The sequence below is a fragment of the Streptomyces venezuelae genome (assembly GCF_008642375.1).
Lineage (GTDB): Bacteria > Actinomycetota > Actinomycetes > Streptomycetales > Streptomycetaceae > Streptomyces > Streptomyces venezuelae_G.
Genome location: NZ_CP029194.1, coordinates 80,550 through 100,605, shown reverse-complemented (window position 1 = coordinate 100,605; position 20,056 = coordinate 80,550). Strand labels below are relative to the sequence as shown.

Here is a 20,056-nt window from a genome sequence, read left to right as displayed (position 1 = left end):
CCTCTGGCGGCGTGCCTTGGGCTCTGGGCTGGTACGGGGCCGTATACCCATGTGACGGCTCAGGTACGGGAGGAACGCTCCGCCTGCGCCGTCCACCCCGGCCGAACCGTCTGCCACCCCGGTTCGTAGGGGTGGAGGCGGGGTCGGGGCCCGCCCCCGTAGCTCGTATCGCATGTCGTTCGAGGTGAAGACCAGACCGGAGCGGGGCGGCATGCTTCGAGCTTGGGCGGTGGAGACGACCTGTCGCGTGGCAGGTTTGTCGCGAGGGTCTGGGTGGTCGGAATCGAAGAGCTCGGCGGTGCTGGTGATCGGGCCGGGTGACCTGTTCGTCAGGTGTGGCCGTTGTGTGGCCTCGGTTCGGGCATCGCCCCCGTACGAGACCCGTGCTGCGCGCTCACGTCTCTTCTGCTCGGCAGCTGCCTAAGAACGTCTGAGCTGTGCTCTTGCGACGCTGGCAGCCAGGGGCGCCGTCGACTCCATTTCGTGACGAGTTCTCGACATGGAGTGATGTACTCCGCATGGTGGTGGCTGCTGAGGGCAGAACGTTTGACGGCACGTCGTCCTATCTGGGGAGCCTTCCATGCCATCCTCGTCTCCTTCCCCCGAGCCGGTCTTCACCGCAGACTTCAGCTCACCGGTGCAATGGACCGCCGGCCGCTCGTGGGCATATCCCGACGGCGGCCCGGTCAATCCGGGGGACAACAAACTGGACCACTTGGTGGAGGACCCCGCCTACAGCAGATCGGGGGTCTTCCGGGCGACCCGTCGGAGCGACGGCCTGTGGGACGCCGGTCTGCTGACGACCGAGGGGAGCCCCCAGGGATTCCAGGTACAAGCCGGGGACTCGCTGGAGGCGCGGGTGCGCCTTCCCGAGGAGACCGGGGCCTGGCCCGCGATCTGGACCTGGCGCGACGGAGGGCAGGAGATCGATGTCTTCGAGTACCACCCCGACAACCCCGACCTGCTCGAACTGTCGAACCGCGTACGCGGCGCCCACCGCTACCACCGCTCTCCTTCGGTGCGCCCCGGCGGCTGGGTGAAGCTGCGGACGGAGTTCGGCGCGCGCTCGGTCGTGTGGTGGCTGGACGACGTGAGAGTGTTCGCCGACGGGCGTGGCGTGGGCCACAGCTGGCACGCCTACCTGATCGTCAACCTCTCGGTATGCGCGGGCCGTTACCATCCGGGGCCGGACGCGGACACCGACGAGATGTCGTACGAGGTCCGCGACCTGCGGGTGTTCCGACCGGCCAGGTGATCTCGGTCAGCATCTGGCAGAGGATGTGGAGAGCTGGTGCCCGTGTCGCACTTCGCGCACTGTTGGCGTGCAGTAGGCATCGGTGAGCTTCTCTGCCGCCGTGAGGATCCGGTGGTCGTCCTGGGTGGTCGGCACGAGCACGAGTGGAAGAAGAACGACGGCTGGGAGGAGCCGCAGGTTAGGGGATGGTGACGTTGTTGAGGGCGTCGTTGGTGGGCAGGGTGCCGGAGGCCTTGTCCTGCTGGTCGCCGTTGCCGAAGGTCTGGGACAGGAGCCCGATCCCGGGGAGGTTGTTGCCGACGCTGTCGGCCGACGCTGCTCCGGCGGAGGAGAGGACGGCGGTGGCGGCGACAGCGACGGAGGCGAGGACACGGCGGTTGAGGATCGTCATGCCGGGCTCAACGACGCCGGTCGCGACAGGGCACGGGGCTTACCCGGCCCCCCACCATCGGCGGCGCTGCTGCGGCACCTCGGGGCGACGCCGTCCTCGGACTTCAGCATGGCACGGGGCTGCGTCGGCGAGGGCGTCCAAATTGCACGGCGACAGGCGGCCGCGGGGCCGTGACCTCTCGCCGCAGTGGCGCTCTCATTGCGCATGCGGGCGGACCCGGTTCACCGGCCGCCTCGGAGACAGGATTGACGGTGCAGTCGCACAGCGTCTGCTCGGCGTCGCCGGGACCTGGAAGGACTCATAGGAGAAGTGCGGCTCTCCGGCGATGGGACGGTGGTCGCGCTTCGCTCGGTGGGGTACGGCGCAGGACGCGACAGTCGTTCCACCACGCGGTGAACTCCGAGACGTGAGCGTGAGTTCACCGACCAGATCGGCGAGCCGGAGCACGGTGGGGTGGGGGGCGATGGTCAGACCGCGCCGCCGAGGCCATCGCCCTTGCCGAGGGGGATGCTCTCCCAGGCCGGGGCGCAGGACCACGTTGGTGTTGTAGGGCGATTCGACGTACGTGCCGGAGGTCGCCTTGACCCCGGTCACCCACGGGTCGACCTTGACGGGGTAGACCCGCTGGGGGTCCACGAGCCACTTACGGTCGAGGGAGACGACCAGCGTCTGATGGCCTTCGTGGCTCTCCAGGCGGTAGGTGACCCCAGAGAAGATGGCGCCTTCGGCGGCGTTCTCCGTGTGTCGGGAGTCCTCCATCCAACCCGCCGGCATGGTGGCCTGCTGCCGCCCGGAGGCATCGGTGAAGACGACACCTCCGTGGCCGTCCGGCTTGGCCGTGAGGCCGTTCAGAACGAGAGGGAAACGCCACTCGGTGGGTGCGGACCGGTCCTTGAGGACCAGTGCGTCGTTCGCCAGACCGAACGCTCGGCCCAGGCGCCCTCCAGCGGAAGGGGATCCGAGTGCGCGACAGCCATGGCGCCGTTGACGGGGGCACGTCCGTGCCGAGCCGAGGATCACGACGGCCGTGGCCACGGTCGCGAAAGCGAGATGACCCGGCTCAGGTGAACGCCGTGCCGTTCACACGGCCGTGCGGATGCACATCAGTGAACGGGGCCGACGCCATTGGCGCATCTCGGGTCATGGTGCGTTCGACGGCCCGGCCGATGACGGCCCAGCCCCTTGAGCGTCAGCGTCTGCGGGCGCGGGCCCGTCGGAGGAGCACGCCTGCTGCGGTGCCGGCGAGCACGATGCCGGCCAGGCCCGCGAGGGACCATCCGGCCGCACGGTCACCCCGCTCGTCGGCCGGGTCCGTCCGCGACGGTGCCGGCGCGGAGGTGGCCGGTGCCGGCACGGAGGTGGCGGGGGCGGGCGCGGCGGGCGCCGGGGCGGATGGGGTGGTCGTGGTGGGGGTCGGGCGTGGGGCGGGGGGCGAGGGGTCGACCACGGGGACCTGGACCTCGCGTTCGGCGTGGCCCAGAGCGGGGAAGCCCACGTTGACGGTGACCTTCCAGGTGCCGGGGGCGAGGACCTCGGCGGTTGTCCAGCCGGTGCGTGTGCCGGGGGCGCGGACCAGGGGCCACGGTCCCAGGGAACGGGATCCGTCGGGGCTGGTCGCGTTCACCGTGGCGGCGACGGTCTCCTCGACGGCGTCCCCGTCGTTCTCCCAGGTGATCTCGGTAGTGACGTGGCCGTCCCGCTGACCGGTCACCACCACCTTGACGGTGTCGCCGTGGGCCTGGGCGGTGGCCGGCACGGCCAGGGCCTGGGCGAAGAGCATGAGCAGGAGGCCGAAGCCCGTACGGGTACGGGAAGCATGGTGTGTGTGCATCGTTGCTGTGCTCCAGGTGCGTGAGATGCGGTGCGTGCGGAATGCGGAGAGCCGGGGCGCCGGTGGACGGTCGTGGTGACCGTCCACCGGCGTCGGACCGGACGACCGGGGCCGCTTGCCCGGCCCTGGTCGTCCGGTCGGGGTCAGGAGGCCTTCTGGACCGTCCACGCCTGGGTCGCGGCACCGTTCGCGCGCCGCAGGTCGAGCAGCCAGCTCCCGTAGTACGGGCGGTCGCTCACCGTCAGGGCGTAACCGCCGCTCGGGTCGGTCACGGTGACCGCTCCGTCGTGGGCGGCCAGCTTCCACTTCTGCGTGGCCGCGCCGCCGCACGTCTGCTGGGCGATCCACATGCCCGCGCTGGGGGCTCCGCCCGTCTGCAGGCACTTGCCGGAGACGGCGGATCGGATGCGGACGAGCCCGTTGCCCGCGTCGTCGAACAGCCACTGCTGCTGGGCGTAGCCGGTGGCCCGCGCTCCGACGAGCACCGTGCCGTCGGCGGAGCGGCCGCCCCAGACCTCGGCGGCCATGCCGGTGCCCGCGTTGGCGAGGGTGTAGCGGGTGCCGGGCGTGGTCGTGCCGTTGCCCGCTCCTGCCGTACGGAACGTGGTCGTCCGCCCGGCCCCGCTGTCACGACCGGACCGGTCGCGGACCGAGACGGCGACCTTGTACTCGGTGCCGGGCCGGAGGTTGTAGACGCGCAGCGACTGCGACTGGACCCAGGTCAGGTGCCTGCCGTCCAGCAGGACCTGGTACCAGGCGGCGCCCTCGACCTTGGGCCAGCTCACGACGACCGCCGTGGACTGGATCTGACCGACCGTCGGCGTCGGTCCGCCGGTGGGCTGCCTGGTCGGGGTCGGGGTCGGGGTCGGGGTCGGCGTCGGGCTGGGGGTGGGGGTGGGCGTCGGGGTGGGGTTCGGGTTGGGGGTGGTACCGCCCGTGGACCGCATCAGGAACTGGTTGTCGGCGATGTTCCAGTGCGTGGCCAGGTAGCTGCCGGCCTTGGGATTGGTGTGGAAGTAGTCGTCGTGATTGCAATCCAGGATGTTCTCGGCCGCCCGGTTGGAGCACACGTACCGCATCTGCGGGTAGTACGGGGTGTCCGAGTAGCACATGACGTCGTACTCGTCCGTGCAGTGCGCGCCGCGACTGGTGTTGGGCGCACTGTTGTTGACCGCGCCGAGGTTGTGTCCCAGTTCGTGCGCCGCGGTGTGGCCGCCCCAGCAGCCCGCGTCGGTACGACCGTAGGAGGGACCGAAGTTGCTCTGGTTGTTCTGGCCCGGCCGTTCGTCACCGGCGAACGTGCCGATGCCGCAGTAGACGTTGGTGTCCGCGAAGATCATGTACTTGCGGTCGCGCCGGTCGAGGCCCTTGGCTGCGAGCGCGTTGTTCGTCGCGCTGAACTCGGAGAGCGCGGACGAGGGAAGCTCGATGTTGAGGACGGTCGGCGTGCAGTCGGCCGCGGTCACATAGCGGATGTGCCGTACGCCGCCGGTCTCCTTCGCGCTCATGGCGTAGATGAGATCGGCGTCGGCCGCCCACTTGCGGAACGAGGCGACGTACTCGGCGTACCGGTCGCGGCCCGGGCCGTGCACGTACACGACCTGCACGCGGTTGCCGGTGCTGCCGTCGCCGTCGCACTGGACGGTCTGTCCCGCCGGGCCTGCGGCGACCGTCTGGCCGGCGGACGGCGCGGTCGGCTTCGGGGCCGCGGCGGCTCCGGTCCTGGCGCCGTCGGCGTCGGCGGCGGGCGCGTCCTGGGGGCTCCCGGCGCCCTTCCCGGAGCCCGCGTCCCCGGACGTGGGCTTCGCCGGGTCGGCCGCGGTGGCCTTGGTGGTGACGGCGGGAGGCACGTTCGCCTTGATGTCCACGCCCTTGGGCGGAGCGTCGGGCCCGTGGGTGCACAGGCCCGCGTCGGTGCGGTAGGTGCCCGTGCAACGGTCGCCCCGGGGAGCCGCCTTGAGTCCGTTGTAGACCATGCCGCGCCGGGTGTCGTTGGCCGGCTTGCCCACGATGGGCTCCGGCTCCTCGTCGCGGGTCGGGGCGGCGGCCGGCGCGAGGGGAACCGTCGCGGGTATGCGCGCCTGCGCGGGGGTCCCGGGCCCGGCGTCGTTCCCGATGCCGGCGTAGGCGGCCCCTCCGGCGATCGCCGCCGCCGACGCCACTGCGGCGGTGAGGAGCATCAACCTCCGGCTCTTGCGCCGGTGTTCACGCTTCCTGCGATGTCTAGTCATGCGCACCTCAAATCCTTGGTCGGAGGAGTGGGTGCGCGGAAGCCTGCCAGATGCGTGCGGTGGAGAATCCGGGCAAACGGGAATGCCCGCCGAGATATCTGACCGTTACCTACGGTGGCGTATCTGATGAACAGTCAACACGCTTGTAAAAAAGGCAAGTTGGGATTTCAGTGGCGAATGGTCCAGGCCTTTTCTGAGATCTCGTTATCGAATCGAGATAGGCGCGGCAATGTTGTTGACGGAAATTCAGTAGGGTATTCATCTATTTATTACCTCTCGAATTCCCCTCGTCACCAGCCGTGAGGGCGCCGTCGGTTCTCAGGCGTGGGTGAAGCGTGCGCTCTCCTCTCCCCGGAGCCGAGAGGTGTGACGGACGGCTTGTTGAAGGGGTGTGAGGGTTGTCGCGGCCCCCGCCTCCTGATTCGAAGCGCGCAGTCGGGGCATGCGAGGGGTCCGGACACAGGGGAGGATCTGACATGACCACAACCGGGTCGTCGTGGGCCGCCGTGAGACGAGCGGCTCGGGGGGACGTCGTACGTACGGGTGCCCGGGTGGGTTTCGCGGCGCGCGGTGTGCTGTATCTGCTCGTCGGAGTCCTGGCCGTGCGCATCGGCCTGACGGGCACGAACGAGCAGGCCGACCGGGGCGGGGCCCTCACCGAGATCGCCGCGACGCCCTTCGGGGCCGCCCTGCTCTGGGCGCTGGGCGTCGGACTCGCCGGGATGACCGTGTGGCGGCTCTCCGAGGCGCTGTTCGGCTCGGCGGGACCCAAGAACGACGGCGCGGGCAAACGCGCCCTGTCCGGCGCGCGGTTCGTCTTCTACGGAGTCTCGTCCTTCCTCGTCCTGGCCTTCGCGGTCGGCGACCGGGGCAGCGGGGCCGGTTCCACCGACCGACAGAGCGGGACATCACCGGACGCCTTCTCGCTCTGCCCGGCGGCCAGTGGTGGGTGGGCGCCGCGGCCGCAGGGTTCCTCGGCGCGGGGTTGTGGATCGTGGGCCGGGCGGCACTGCGCACGTACCGCAAGCACCTCACCTGGGACCGGATGTCGAAGCGCCAGAGGCGGTTCATGGACGTGACGGGTATCGCAGGAGGTGTGGGGCGTGGGCTCGTCTTCGGTGCGGTCGGCTACTTCGGCCTGAAGGCGGCGGTCACCTTCGACCCGAAGGAGTCCAAGGGCATGGACGACGCCATCCGCTCCTTCGCCCAGACACCCGTGGGGCCGTGGCTCTTGGTCGCCGTGGCCGTCGGACTCGTCCTTTTCGGTGTGTTCTCCTTCGGTCAGACCAAGTGGCGCGACTTCTGAGCCCGGCCGCACTCTGGCGAGCCACTGCCTCTCGTCCTCGCCTCACCCGGCTGCAACACCGTCGTCGAGATCGACTCCGACAAGGCGTGTGCGGTCATGGCCAGGGTGATGTGGCGGTGCCATTCGGGGTAGCGGCGGATCTCGCTCTTCGGCCGAGTGGGCGTCCCCTCCAGAGGAGTACGAACCCGGCACCGGTGGCCCGCCGTGGTGCGCAGCGTCTCGGGTGAGCATCCGAAGACGACCGGTTAGTCGTCCAGGCCGCACTTCTGCCTGGCGGTCGGGAAGCGTTCTTCGAGTGCGAGGACGTCACCGTCCTCCTCGCACGCCGTCTCGTAGCGCTGGTGCAGGTCGTCGACGAAGATCTCGTCGCCCTAGCCTTGATCAGCACCTCTCGGTCATGTCACCAGCCACTGACGCGGTCCGATCCGGGCTCGGCAACAGGGCGCTGCCCAGTCATGGGACACCCCTTAAGCTACCGTTCGGTAATTCAAGGGGGAGTTCTCGTCCGAGGACTCTGGGTCCGTGCCGCCGGTCGACCAGCCGTGACGCATGCGCGGGCCCTCGACATAGGACGTATATGCACCACCGTACGACGCGGCATGCTGCCGCGTTTCTCACGCTCCTGGCAGTCTTTCTCTGCCTGGGCCTGGGGGAGAAGACCGCAGTCGCCGCGACAGGCATCGAGAACCGTCAGGCGGCGGCCTCCGCGGCCGAGCGCATCGCGGCCATCGTGAAGGCCGCCGCCAAGTACTCCGGGTGCGGCGCCAAGCCGCTGCTGGAGAAGCCCGCCTGCTACCGGGAGTTCGCCGACAAGGCCGTCCGCGTCGGGGCCGGGGTGGGCCTTGCCGCGTACGGCATCCACTACCTGCACAAGGACACCGAGCAGCATTTCAAGAACCTGCGCAAGGAGATCGCCGGGTTCGAGCAGCTGAAGGAGGCGGTCAAGCAGGACCCGGCCACGATCGCCGACCCGGCCACGCGGGCCGAGGCGGAGAAACGGATCCGCGCCGCGTACGTGGCCGCTCAGAAGGACGTCGACCACCGGCTGGCGAAGGTCAACGAGACCATCCAGACGATCGTGATGCTCGCGGAGGTGACCGTCGCATTCCTTCAGGTGATCTTCGCACTCGCGGCCATCGTCGGCGATCCGGAGTTTCAGAAGGCCGCGACCTCGCTCCGGAACGGCCTGAAGGGCATGGGCGAGGATCTCGACCGGATCAACGCCGGTCTGAGCCAGATGAGCCGTGGCCTCGACGACATGAACAAGGCGATGGGCCAGGTCAACGGTGCGCTGGACCAGATGAACCGGGGCATCGGCCAGGCCAGCAAGGGCATGGAGGAGATGAACCGGGGCATCGGCCAGGCCAACAAGGGCATGGAGGAGCTCAACAAGCACGTCCCGGGCATCAAGAAGGGTGCCGAGAAGCTCCGTGAGCTGCCCGGCATCGAGTTCGACTTCTCCCACATCAAGGACGCCTGGAGCTCCGGCGGTTCCGGGCTCGACGCCGAGGAGCAGCAGCGGCGCATGGGCCTGCTCCTCGACCTCCTGCCCGGCATCGGGGACGGCAAGGGCATCGTCGAGGCCGTCATCGGCAAGGACCTCGCCACGGACGAGGAACTGAGCGGCCTGGACCGGGCCACGGGCGCGCTGGCCGTGCTGCGCTGGCTCAAGACCGGCAAGAAAGCCCTCACAGGCGACGACGTGCGGGACGCCCGCAAGGCCACCTGCGTCGCCGGCAGCGTCGACGGGAACAGCTTCCCGGCCGGAACCCGGGTCCTGATGGCCACGGGCGCAGCCGTGTCCATCGAGTCGGTACGCCAAGGTGACGAGGTCCTGGCCACGGACCCCGACACCGGCCTCACCGAGCCCCAGCCCGTGACCGACCTGATCACCGGCTCGGGGGAGAAGCACCTGGTCACCCTGACTGTGGACACCGACGGCGACGCAGGCGACCGCACGGACACCGTCACGGCGACCGACCGTCACCCGTTCCGCACCGTCGGCCCCGACGTGTGGAGCGATGCCGTCGACCTCACTCCTGGAACATGGCTGCGGACCGACACGAGCAAGCCGGTGCGGGTCACCGCGGTCGCGACGAGCACCGGGCAGCAGACGGTCCACAACCTCACCGTCGCCCGGCTGCACACCTACTACGTGCTTGCCGGAAGCACGCCCGTCCTGGTCCACAATGCCAAGAAGAACAAGTGCAGCCTGGAGATCGACCATGTCGGTCAGGTGGACCAGGACTGGGTCACCAAGGGCGCTCACGTCAACATGAAGGACGGCATGGAAGTGGCCCTGCGTCCGGACGGCAAGGGCGGCATCCGTGGCGAGGCGATCCGCCTGTCGCGCGGCACAGCCACCCAGAAGCAGGTCGATGCCGTCGTCGCGGCGATCAAGTCCGACCCCAAGACGCGCGCGGACATGATCAGGGTGACGAAGGGAGCCAAGGAGGTCTTCGAGTCCAGTGCCAAGGCCATGAAGGAAGGCCGTAACCCGCAGTGGCGCTTCAGCAACGACCGGACGGCCGAGCTGCAGGCGCTGATCGAGGCAATGGAGAAGATGTAGATGTCCGACCTGGATTTCTACGCCCACGTGGCCACTCGCGGCGATGTTCTGGGCGTGGGCATCGGCACGGAGCCTGCCGAGTGGGCGGACCGGCTGGGGGCCGGCTACGTCGATGACGTGGACGCGGGGCTCATGCGCCGGGACTACGGGCTCGTGGAGCTGTCGTTCGAGGAGGCGCAGGGTTCCTGGCCCTGCTTCGGAATCAGCGTGCAGGTGCACCGGTTGAGGTGGGACGCGGAGTCGGCCGTGCCGGCGGCCCTGCGCAGCTCGTACGGCACCTTCGCCTCTTCGGTGCGCTTCGAGGACCTGACCGCGGCGATCAACGATCTGGGCTGCTCGGTCGAACCGGACGACGACGCGACGGCCACCGACTTCCGCCGCTATCGGGTCCCCGAGTCCGGTGTGCGGCTCATCGTCCGGGTGGACGGCGACGCCCAGTGGGCGGCGGGCGATCTCTGGAACCTCAGCGTGTCTCCCGCCTGGTGGGGTGAGACCGGCTGACCGAGGCGGGCCCCGGCCGACAGCCGCCGGCCGGGGCCCAGGCAGATCGAGGGCGCCGGCGATGGCCGTCCTGCCGGTCGACAACGCCTGACGGCTCCACCGGCAGTCGTTGTCGTCGTGAGAGCCGGCTCGGACGGGCTCGGTTCGTGGACGGCACCCTCGTGCCCTCCCGCGATCACACCGTGGCCGAAGAGCAACCGGTGTTCCACGAACCACCAGGTCGTGATCGATGCTTGCACCCGCCTGGTCGTGGTGGTTGGCCGGCCGCCGGCCGCCAACCACCACGACTGCAAGGTGTGGGAGGAGTCCGGCGCCACACCCGCCGTCGGCAAGACACTCACGATCGCCGACGGCGGCTGTCTGGGCACGGGACTTGTGATCCCTCACCGCCGCGAGCACGGCCGGACCGAACTCCCGGCCTGGAAGGAGGAGCACGACCGCTCCCACAAGCAGGTCCGGGCCCGTGTCGAGCACGTCTTCGCCCTGATGAAGACCTGGAAGGTCCTCCGCGACTGCCGACTCACAGGCGACGGAGTCCACCAAGCCATGCTCGGCATGGCCCGCCTGCACAACCTCGCCTTGGTCCGACAGCGGTGAGCGCACGCACCGCAACCGCCTTGCCCATGACGACTCGAAGATCGATTAAGGGACAGCCCTGAGGCCGTCCCTTCCGGCTTCCCGTCGACCGCGACCGGCACATCCGGAAGAGACGGCCTGGCGTTCGCCCGCGCGCTTGCTCGCGGCGACCCTACCGTCGGCGCCGCGGACGCGGTGGGCCGTGTCGCGCAGCCACAGGGCGCTGCGCTTCGGCGTGCGGCGCTGGGTGGTGTAGTCGACGCGGACGAGCCCGAAGCGCTTGTCGTAGCCGTACGCCCACTCGAAGTTGTCCAGGAGCGACCAGGCGAAGTAGCCGCGGACGTCGGCTCCGCCGGCGCGCGCCCGGGCCACCGCGGCGAGATGGGCGGCGAGGTAGGCGGTGCGGTCGGTGTCGTCGACGAAGCCGTGGGCGTCGGGCCGGTCCTCGTACGCGGCGCCGCTCTCGGTGATCACCATAGGGGTGCCGGGGTAGTCCCGGGCGATGCGCAGCAGCAGGTCGGTGAGGTCGTGCGGCATCACCTCCCAGCCGAGCCCGGTGACCGGAAGCCCGCCGTGCGGCAGGCTGCGGGTGACGGGGATGCCGCGGGCGTCGGTGGCGGCGCCGCGCTCGTCGACTCCCGACGTGCGCATGGAGCGGTAGTAGTTGACGCCCAGGGTGTCGATGGGCGAGGCGATCGTCTCCAGGTCGCCGTCCCGGACGGGGATCTCGATGCCGTGGACGGCCAGGTCGTCGACGAGGTCCTGCGGATACCGGCCGCGCAGGATCGGGTCGAGGTAGAAGCGGAACCCGAGGGCGTCCGCCCGGCGGGTGGCCTCGCGGTCGGCCTCGCTGTCGGTGACGGGACTGCTCGTGCCCAGGAGGTGGGTGACGGCCAGGTCGAGCGGGAGGCGGGCGGCGGAACGCAGCCGCCTGACCGCGAGGCCGTGGGCCAGGTGCAGATGGTGCACGGCCGCCACTCCGTCGGCGAGGGAGCGTCCGCCCGGTGCGTGGACGCCTTCGACATGGCCGAGGATCGCCGAGCAGAAAGGCTCGTTGAGGGTGGTCCAGTGGGTGACGCGGTCACCGAGGCGCTCATGGACGAGTTCCGCGTAGTCGGCGAAGCGGTACACGGTGTCGCGGTCCGGCCAACCCCCCGCGTCCTGGAGCTCCTGGGGCAGGTCCCAGTGGTAGAGGGTCAGCCAGGGGGTGATCTCACGCGCCAGGAGTTCGTCGACGAGACGGTCGTAGAAGGCGAGTCCCGCGGGGTTGCCCGGGCCGCGCCCGTGGGGCTGGACACGGGACCAGGAGACGGAGAAGCGGTACGTGTCGAGGCCCAGGGAGGCGAGCAGGGCCACGTCCTCCGGCATGCGGTGGTAGTGGTCGCAGGCCGGATCGCCGGTGTCGCCGTTGTCGACGGCTCCCGGGACACGGCAGAAGGTGTCCCAGATGGACGGGGTGCGGCCGTCCTCGGCGACGGCTCCCTCGATCTGGAAGGCGGAGGTGGCGGCGCCGAAGCGGAAGTGCGGCGGCAGGAGGTCGATGAGCTCGTCGTACCGGGCGGTGACGGAGGGGGCGGGGGCGGTCATGGGCTGCTCCTGAGGCCGGAGGTGAGAGGTCGGTCGGACGGGTGGGGCGCGGGCGTGAGGACGGCCCGGACGCCGTCGCGGGCGACCGGGCCGTGCGGGGGTGGGGGTCAGGGCAGACGGTGGTCCGCGTTCAGCACGGTTCCGCGTTCGGGGCGGTACAGGTCGAAGCCCCGGGTGTCGCACTGCAGGCCGCCGACGATGCAGTGGTCGACCAGGGCCTTGAGGGTGCGCTCCTCCCACGCGTTGAAGAAGTCGTAGTGGAAGGAGTAGCCGCGGCCGCTGGCCAGGCGGACCTGGGACATGTCGCCGTTGACCGGCCATGCCATCTTGAACTCGATCATCGGCAGGGCGACCGGGTGGGAGGCCGGGCACATGTTGTCGTTGGTGCCGGGCTTGACCACCGGGTAGGCCATGTGGCTCTTGTGGTCGGGGGTGTCGAGGTACAGGCCGTTCCAGCAACTGGGCGCCTGCATGCGCAGGTTGAGCTGTACGTCGGGCCGGTCCGGACAGGTCGCCGGGATGTCGGTGTTGAAGAAGCTGTCACCGCATTCCCAGCCCTCGACGAAGCCCTTGTGGGCCCGGAACTCCTCGGCGCTCTGCATCGGGTTGCCGACGACGAACCGCAGACCCTTGGGGAAGGGCCGCACACTCCGGTAGTCGGTGACGCCCGCCTTGTAGTAGATGACCTGCGGGCCGACGGGCAGGACCTTCTGGTCGCCCTTGTACAGCGAGGGCATCCAGTACGCGGAGGCGTCCGCGGGTGCCTTGCAGGTGGTGCTGCCTCCGTAGAGCGAGCCGGTGGTGCTGGCGGCGTCGGTGGAGGTGTTGCCCATGAATGTGTGGTCGTGGGACTTGCCGAACTGGCCCGGGTAGACGATCGGGTCGTCCGGCGCGGTGTGGGTGACGGCGCAGCCGGCCTGGAACTCGTGATGGTAGGCCGGGGGAGGGGTGGCGGTGGACGGTGTCACACCGGTGACCTGGGGTACGGCCGGGATGTAGCCGTCTCCGTCGGCGTCGTCGCCCGAGGCCTGGGTGGACACGGCCATGACGTGTCCGGCGTGGGCGCCCGCCGTGGCGACGGTGGGCGGGCCGGCGTTGTCCGTGTCCGCGGCGGAGGCGATGGTGCCGATGCCGAGGACGCCGGCGACGAGGGCCGTGCCGAGGAGGAGTGCGGGGAGTCGCTTCGGACTCGATCTCATGGGGATCTCCTGCCCATGGGGGTGGGTTCGCGTGAACGCGGGGACGCCACACGACTGGTGTGATGGATTCCCGTGCGGTGGTGCAGGGGCGGCGGGTCCTGCGGCGGTCCCCGCCGCGCCCGTTCGGGGGAGCCGGCGTCGTCAGCTGTAGACGCCGAACTCGTGGAGGGAGTAGCCCCATCCGGTGCCGCGCGCGGTGAGCCGGAGCTTGACGTACCGGGCGGTGGTGGAGGTCGTGACGGTGTCGATGTCTCCGTTGCCCGTGGTGGTGGTGTGGATCGTCCGCCAGGTGTTCCCGTCGTCGGACACCTGCACGTCGTAGGACTTGGCGTAGGCGGGGTCCCAGACGAGCTGCAGGGTGCGGATGGGCTTGGCCGAGCCGAGGTCGACCTGGATCCACTGCGGGTCGCTCCAGTCGCTGGCCCAGCGGGTGCCGGTGTTGCCGTCGGTGGCGTTGGCGGCCGGGCAGGGGCAGTCGCCGTAGGAGGCCTGGGCGGAGGAGGCGGTGGTGGGCCTGTTCAGGGCGATGTTGGTGCCGGCGACGGGCGGGGCGACGACCTTGACGGACGTGGTCTCGATGCCGACGTTGCCGCGGCCGTCCTCGGCCTGGACGTACACCTTCCACACGCCGAGCTTCTCGGGCGCGGTGACGGCGAAGGTGCCGTTGCCGAGCGAGCGGTACGGGGCGTAGATCAGGCGCTTGTCACCGTTGGCGTAGTTGCCGCTGAGGAGGATCTTGGTGGTGACGGGGTCACCGTCGGGGTCGCTGACGTCGGTGCGGACCGTGAACTCGCCCCCGGCCGGGGCGGATCCGGCGGGGGTGACCGTCATGCCGCTGATGACCGGCGGGGTGTTGTCGCCCGCGAGGGATCCGGTGTACGCCTTCTTGAGCGAGTAGTACGAGAGGCGCTTCAGGCCGTCGGGGAGCAGATTGAACCAGACCCCGCCGAAGTCGTGCTCGATGCCGTAGTGGAAGGCGGTCGCGCCGAGGGCGACGCCCTGGTGGCCGGTGACGCAGTTCCAGGCCTGGGTGTAGCCGTCGGCCTTCTGGACGTCGGTGGGCTCCTCGGGGACGCCGTTGGCGTCCTTGGGAGTCTCCCACTCTCCCGCGGGACCGGTCTCGGTGATGATGTAGGGCTTGGTGTAGCCGCCCTCCACCCAGTCCTGCCGGACCCCGCAGATGTCGCCGTACGCGTTCATCGAGTACAGGTCCAGGTCGGGCGCGTTCCGCTTGTAGTACGGCCAGGCGCCCGTCCACGCGTCCGTGGAGGTCACGGGGTGGTCGGGGTCGATGGAGTGGATCTTCTTGGCGACGTCGTTGACGAAGGTCGTGTACGCGTTGCGCTGGGCCTCCAGCTCGGCGCCGCCGTAACAGTTCTGCAGGCCGAGGACGGACTCGTTGCCGACGTTCCACATGAGCGTGGCCGGGTGGGACCTGTAGGTGTCGACCCACTTGGCGAACTCGGTGAGCATGGTGCTCTTGTACGCGGTGTCCGTCACGTAGTTGACGCAGCCGCCGGAGCCCGGGCCGCCGCCCGGCTGGAGCCAGAAGCCGTTGATCACCTTGACGCCGTTGGCCGCGGCCGCGTCGAGCAGGGGCTTGGTTCCGGCGTCCGTGCCCCAGGTGCGGACCGTGTTGACGCCCATGGACTTCACGTCCGGCATGTAGCGGGGGGCGTCGGCCATGGCAGGCCCCCAGGTGACGCCCTTGACCGTGAACGGCTGTCCCCCGACGGTCAGCCGCCAGTCGCCCTGTGTCCCGCTCACTCGGACGGCGCCTGCGGGCTCGGGCTGCGTGGACCCACCGCCGTACACCTGGAACTCCCAGAGGGAGTAGCCGTACCCGGTTCCCCGGGTGACGCCCTGGAGGCGCACGTAGCGGCCGGTGCCGCTGACGGCGAGGTCGTCGGTGCCTCCGTCGCCGGCGGTCACGGACTTGACGGTGCGCCAGTCGCTGCCGTTGTCCGAGAGCTGGATGTCGTAGGCCTTGCCGTAGGCGCCCTCCCAGGTCAGGACGACGCGGCTGACGTCCTTGCTGCTGCCGAGGTCGACCTGGATCCACTGGGCGTCGTTCCACTGACTCGCCCAGCGGGTGCCGGTCAGGTCGCCGTCGAAGGCGGCGGACGCGCCCCAGGCGGCGCCCTCCGAGGAGGAGGCGGTGGCCGTCTTCCCCTGGGAGAGCAGGGTCTCGGCGGCGGTGGCGGGCGCTGCGGTCAGCAGCGTGGTGGAGGCGACGGAGGTGGCGAGCAGGGCACCCAGGGAGAGGAGTGAGCCTGCCGTACGGGCGCGGCGGCGGGTGCGCCGTGGTGTCGTCGGGTCGGTGATCGCGGTCATGGCGGCTCCTGGGCGGACAACAGGGGAGGGGGAAGGGAGGGGGATCGCCTTCCGGGCGGCGCAGCGGGGACTGGGGCGCCGCCCGTGAGGGGCCGGGACGCGCCGGAGGGCGCGTCCCGGCGGGGCCGTCAGGGGAAGTTGACGACGGTGGACGGCACGGTGGAGGTGCCGGCGGGGATGGTGGACGCCCCTGTGTCGTTGATGACGTGGTTGTAGTGGCCCATTCCGCCGAGGGACACGACCAGGAGGCTGTGGAACTTCACCCCGGGCTTGACGGGTGCCTTGAAGCCGTGGTCCTGGACGATCGTCGGGTCCACGTTGTAGTTGCAGTAGCTGCCGAGGCCCCAGGCCTCGTGGGTGTTCACGGAGTCGTCGACCCGGTAGGCCGCGTACCCCTTCGTCGAGCCGTTCTGGACGGCGGCCTGGTTGGGGGCGTCGTACGCCTTCTCGTTCTGGTAGAAGATCGTGCGGCCGCGCTCGCCGTACCACTCGACGTCGTACTTGTTGAAGTGCTCGACGAAGAGGCCGGTGGCGAGCACGTCGTCGCCGTTGACCCGGACGCCGTAGTCGGCGCGGTTGGTCTCCCAGCCCCAGCCCTCGCCGTGGTCGGCGCGCCACACCCAGGTGTGGTCGATGATGGCGTCGTCGCTGTTCACGACCATGCTGGTGGTGGCTTTGCCCGCGCCGGCGCCGCCGATGCGGATGTACACGTCCTGCACGGTGGTGGGGTTGGCGGCGTGGTCGGCGCCGGAGTTCTGCGGTCCGATTTCCAGCAGCGTCGGGGAGTTGACCGGGCCGGCGTCGATCAGGAAGCCGGCGAGGCGGACGCCGTCGACGTCGGCGACCTTCATCGCGGTGACGCCGTTGTCCGGGATGATCGTGGCGAGGCCGAGGCCGAGCACGATGGTGTTGGCGCGGTTCACGTTGATGGTCTGGTCGACGTGGTAGACGCCCGGCGTGAACAGCAGGTGCAGGCCCTGGGCCAGTGCCTGGTTGATCGTGGCGGCGGTGGCGCCCAGCCTGACCACGTAGAACTGGCTCAGCGGGATCGACTCGCCCTGCGGGGTGCCGTTGGCCCAGCTGGTGCCGCGGGCGTTCACGCGCTTGGCCGGGGCGAAGACCTTGTACTCGTTGCCGTCGAGGTAGAGGTACGGCTTCTCGCGGGAGATCGGCGTGGTGTCGAGCGTGGTGTAGCGGGGTTCGGGGAAGGAGGTGGCCGGAGCGCCCTCGACGCCCGAGAAGGTCTGGTTCCAGACGCTGTTGGACCAGCCGCCGATGGTGCTCTCCCGGGTGTACCACTGCTGCTGGGAGTAGTTGCCGACCTGGCCGTCGATCTTGGAGTCGGCGATGTAGCCGCCGCTGGCCCAGCCGTAGCCGTTGGGCGCGAGGTTGAGGCCGCCCTTGACGTGCATGCGGCGGAAGGAGGAGGCCTGCGAGACGGCCCACCGGTTGGTGCCGTTGACCGGGTTGAGGGTGAGGCCCTCGGCGCCGCGCCAGAAGTTCTGGGTGGCGTTGCCGTTGAACCAGCCGGCGTCGACGGTCACGTCACCGTTGATGGTGGTGTCGCCGGGGCGAAGCCCGAGGCCGGCTATCTGGGTGTAGAACCCGATCTGGGCGTTGAGGCCGTTGTAGGTGCCGGGCTTGAAGAGGAAGGCGTGCCGGCCGCTGCCGAACTGGGCCGACTCCTGCTCCTGGAAGACCTGGTCCAGCTTGGCCTGGATGCCGGGCGTGGCCGGGTCCATGACGTGCACGTTGGGGCCGAGGTCGCCACCGCCGGGCAGCGTCGGGCCGGTGGTGTCGGTGGAGCCGTAGACCTGGAACTCCCAGAGGGAGAAGCCGTATCCGGTGGCCCGGGTGAGGCCGTTCATCCGGACGAAGCGGCCGGTGCCCGAGAGGGTGACGTTGTCCGTGCCTCCGTCGCCGGCGGTGACGGTGGTGACGGTCCGCCAGTCGCTGCCGTTGTCGGAGGCCTGGATCTGGTAGCTCTTGCCGTACGCGGCCTCCCAGTTGAGGACGGCGTGGCTGAGCGTGGCGCTCGCGCCGAGGTCGACCTGGATCCACTGGGAGTCCTGCCAGGCGCTGGCCCAGCGGGTTCCGGTGAGGTCGCCGTCGACGGCGGCGCCCGCGGGGAAGGCGCCCCCTTCCGTGGAGGAGGCGGTGGCCGTCTTGCCCTGGGAGAGCAGGGTGGGGGCGGCCTGTGCCGTCGTGGCGGGGGCCAGTGCGAGCAGGCTGCCCGCCAACGACGAGACGAGTGCGCCGACGGTGGCTCGTCGGACGGCTGAGGCGGGTCGCCGGAAGGCCGGCGGGGACCCGACGGAAGACATGGGGTCTCCTCTGGATACATGGGGGAAATGTGGGAGAGCGCTCTCCGGAACCTTGCCCCCAGGGCGAGTTGACGGTCAAGCCGTATGACATGACTTTTCTTTTGTCTTTCATTAAGTGTCGACCTCAATGGTTCCGGTCATGCCGTGGACTGTTCTCCCAGCGGACACACGGCACCGCTAAGGTGCGGAGGTGGGGAATCGAGGACCGACACTGGAAGACGTCGCACGTGAGGCGGGAGTATCGCGTGCGACGGTGTCCCGCGTCGTCAACGGCGTGCGCAACGTGGCTCCCGACATCCAGCGGAGCGTGCGCGACGCGATCGCCCGGATCGGTTACACGCCCAACCAGGCCGCCCGCTCCCTGGTGACACGGCGCACCGGAACCGTCGCGCTCGTACTCTCCGCGACGGGCAAGGCCTTCGCGGCGCGGGTCTTCTCCGACCCCTTCTTCGGGCGGGTCGTGGACGGTGTCCTGCCGGTCCTGCGCGAACGCGGGATCCAGCCGGTGCTGCTGGTGGCCGAGTCGGAACGGGCCAGGACCCAACTCGTCGAGTACCTGCGGCAGGGCGGCGCCGACGGGGCCCTGGTGGTACCGCTCGACCAGGACGACCCGCTGCCCGCGATGCTCGTGACGGCGGGCCTCCCCACGGTGCTCTTCGGCAGCCCCCGCGACGGGGAGCGGTGCGGCTACGTCGACCTCGACAACGCCGCCGGCGCCCGACTGGCGGCCGAACACCTGTGGGCCACCGGCCGGCGGCGCCCGGCCACCATCGCCGCACCGGTCACCGCCCCCACGGCCGACGATCGCCTCGACGCCTTCCGGGACGTCTTCGCGGCCCGGGGGGTGACGTCCGTTCCCGTCGTACGGGGCCGGTTCACCGTCGACAGCGGCCGCCGGGCCATGGCGAAGCTGCTGAAGGACCACCCGGAGACCGACGCGGTCTTCGCCGCGAACGACCTGATGGCCCAGGGCGCCTGCCAGTACCTGCGCGAACAGGGTGTGGCCGTCCCCGGCACGGTGGCCGTGGTGGGATTCGACGACTCGGCGGCCGCGCGCAAGGCGCGGCCGCAGCTCACCACCGTGCGCCAGCCCGTGGAACGGATGGCGGCGGCGATGGCCGGACTCCTGATCGAGGAGCTCGACGGCGGTGGCTCCGGGCCCGCCTCGAAGGTGTTCGAGCCGGTGCTCGTCGTCCGCGAGTCCACCTGACCCTCCGCCGACGGCCCCCTTCTCAGCTCGCCAGGGCGTCGAGTACGGCGAGTTGTTCCGTGACGCGGTCGGCGGACCAGGTGTCGAGCCAGGCCGCGAACTCCCCGCCGTAGGCCCGCGGTACCGACTCCACGCGCATCACCCCAGCGCGAGGTACACCCGGTAGAGAGCGAGCCGGACCCGCGCGCCGTCGTCGACGGCCAGGCCGGCGGCGACCGATCGGTAGCCGGCCGGCAGTCCGGCGTCGTCCTCGGCCGCGCCGAGCGGGTCGAGCCCGACGAGTTCGGCCAAGGGGTCGCCGAAGAAGGCGCGTTCGCCGTCGATGAGGCCGTTCAGATGCCAGGCGCCGGTGTCCGGGGCCCGGTCCGCGTCTTCGCGAACGCCGTTCGGGGACCGACGGAGGACGACGTTCCCCCCCAGGCGTCGAAGTGGACGAGGGCGGGGCGGCGGACCTCCGCGAGCCGGTGGCCGAAGCGGGCGGGCAGTTCGCCGAGGAACTCGGCCGGAGCGGGCAGGGCGACGCCGAACCGGGACGCGTCGGCGAGGACGGCACGGAGCATGGCGGCGAACGCGGAGGGCCAGTCGGCGGCCGACAGACCCGGGCCCCGGCCGCGAGACGGTGGAAGAGCGCCTCGGTGCCGAGCAGCCCCCGCTCGTGGGTGAGGGCGGGGGAGTCCGCCGGAGGCGCCGTCTTGAGCACCAGGCGGCGTCCGTCGGCGAGTTCGAGAAGGAGGGCGGAGTT

At 70.3% G+C, this 20,056-nt stretch carries 13 protein-coding genes and 2 pseudogenes; 6 read left to right on the top strand and 9 right to left on the bottom strand.

Annotation, left to right across the window (positions count from 1 at the left end; genetic code table 11):
* Positions 1-580: 580 nt before the first annotated feature.
* Entirely contained in the window at positions 581-1,255 is a 675-nt protein-coding gene (locus tag DEJ46_RS00485; RefSeq protein WP_150263382.1) for a family 16 glycosylhydrolase, read from the top strand.
* 178 nt (positions 1,256-1,433) lie between these two features.
* Here the strand turns inward: DEJ46_RS00485 and DEJ46_RS00480 are convergent, their stop codons facing one another.
* The 3 genes from DEJ46_RS00480 to DEJ46_RS00470 all read right to left on the bottom strand — a co-directional run bounded on the left by DEJ46_RS00480 (position 1,434) and on the right by DEJ46_RS00470 (position 5,708).
* A complete protein-coding gene (locus tag DEJ46_RS00480) occupies positions 1,434-1,646 on the bottom strand; it encodes a hypothetical protein (RefSeq protein ID WP_150263380.1) in 213 nt (70 codons plus the stop codon).
* A gap of 1,189 nt (positions 1,647-2,835) precedes the next feature.
* Entirely contained in the window at positions 2,836-3,477 is a 642-nt protein-coding gene (locus DEJ46_RS00475; protein ID WP_150263378.1) for a hypothetical protein, read from the bottom strand.
* Between the two features lie 143 nt (positions 3,478-3,620).
* Entirely contained in the window at positions 3,621-5,708 is a 2,088-nt protein-coding gene (locus tag DEJ46_RS00470; protein ID WP_223834426.1) for an RICIN domain-containing protein, read from the bottom strand.
* A 476-nt stretch (positions 5,709-6,184) separates the two neighbouring features.
* Between DEJ46_RS00470 and DEJ46_RS00465 the strand changes: the two are divergent.
* The 4 genes and pseudogenes from DEJ46_RS00465 to DEJ46_RS00450 all read left to right on the top strand — a co-directional run.
* Positions 6,185-7,014: pseudogene (locus tag DEJ46_RS00465) on the top strand (DUF1206 domain-containing protein).
* A gap of 577 nt (positions 7,015-7,591) precedes the next feature.
* Positions 7,592-9,583: a pre-toxin TG domain-containing protein gene (locus DEJ46_RS00460; RefSeq protein ID WP_150263376.1), complete on the top strand. Its 1,992-nt coding sequence runs from the start codon at positions 7,592-7,594 to the stop codon at positions 9,581-9,583.
* Positions 9,584-10,084 carry a hypothetical protein gene (locus DEJ46_RS00455; protein ID WP_150263374.1) on the top strand — a complete coding sequence of 167 codons (501 nt, stop codon included), beginning with the start codon at positions 9,584-9,586 and terminating at the stop codon, positions 10,082-10,084.
* Between the two features lie 146 nt (positions 10,085-10,230).
* Positions 10,231-10,681 (top strand): annotated as a pseudogene (locus DEJ46_RS00450) (transposase); the annotation flags it as partial.
* A 45-nt stretch (positions 10,682-10,726) separates the two neighbouring features.
* On the opposite strand, the gene DEJ46_RS00445 reads toward DEJ46_RS00450, so the two are convergent.
* The 4 genes from DEJ46_RS00445 to DEJ46_RS00430 all read right to left on the bottom strand — a co-directional run bounded on the left by DEJ46_RS00445 (position 10,727) and on the right by DEJ46_RS00430 (position 18,104).
* Positions 10,727-12,247, bottom strand: a complete 1,521-nt coding sequence (locus DEJ46_RS00445) for a GH1 family beta-glucosidase (RefSeq protein ID WP_150263372.1) — start codon at positions 12,245-12,247, stop codon at positions 10,727-10,729.
* A 107-nt stretch (positions 12,248-12,354) separates the two neighbouring features.
* Entirely contained in the window at positions 12,355-13,446 is a 1,092-nt protein-coding gene (locus tag DEJ46_RS00440; RefSeq protein ID WP_150263370.1) for a DUF1996 domain-containing protein, read from the bottom strand.
* Positions 13,447-13,587: 141 nt separating this feature from the next.
* On the bottom strand, positions 13,588-15,780 hold the full coding sequence (locus DEJ46_RS00435) for a discoidin domain-containing protein (RefSeq protein WP_150263368.1): 2,193 nt from the start codon (positions 15,778-15,780) through the stop codon (positions 13,588-13,590).
* 128 nt (positions 15,781-15,908) lie between these two features.
* Positions 15,909-18,104, bottom strand: coding sequence for a discoidin domain-containing protein (locus DEJ46_RS00430; protein WP_150263366.1), 2,196 nt, complete (start codon positions 18,102-18,104; stop codon positions 15,909-15,911).
* Between the two features lie 190 nt (positions 18,105-18,294).
* Here DEJ46_RS00430 and DEJ46_RS00425 point away from each other — a divergent pair, with 190 nt between their 5' ends.
* A complete protein-coding gene (locus tag DEJ46_RS00425) occupies positions 18,295-19,314 on the top strand; it encodes a LacI family DNA-binding transcriptional regulator (RefSeq protein WP_150263364.1) in 1,020 nt (339 codons plus the stop codon).
* Positions 19,315-19,452: 138 nt separating this feature from the next.
* Here DEJ46_RS00425 and DEJ46_RS38925 read toward each other — a convergent pair whose 3' ends face one another.
* On the bottom strand, positions 19,453-19,605 hold the full coding sequence (locus tag DEJ46_RS38925) for a hypothetical protein (RefSeq protein WP_190622359.1): 153 nt from the start codon (positions 19,603-19,605) through the stop codon (positions 19,453-19,455).
* A gap of 41 nt (positions 19,606-19,646) precedes the next feature.
* Entirely contained in the window at positions 19,647-19,874 is a 228-nt protein-coding gene (locus DEJ46_RS38920; RefSeq protein WP_190622357.1) for a hypothetical protein, read from the bottom strand.
* Positions 19,875-20,056: the final 182 nt, after the last annotated feature.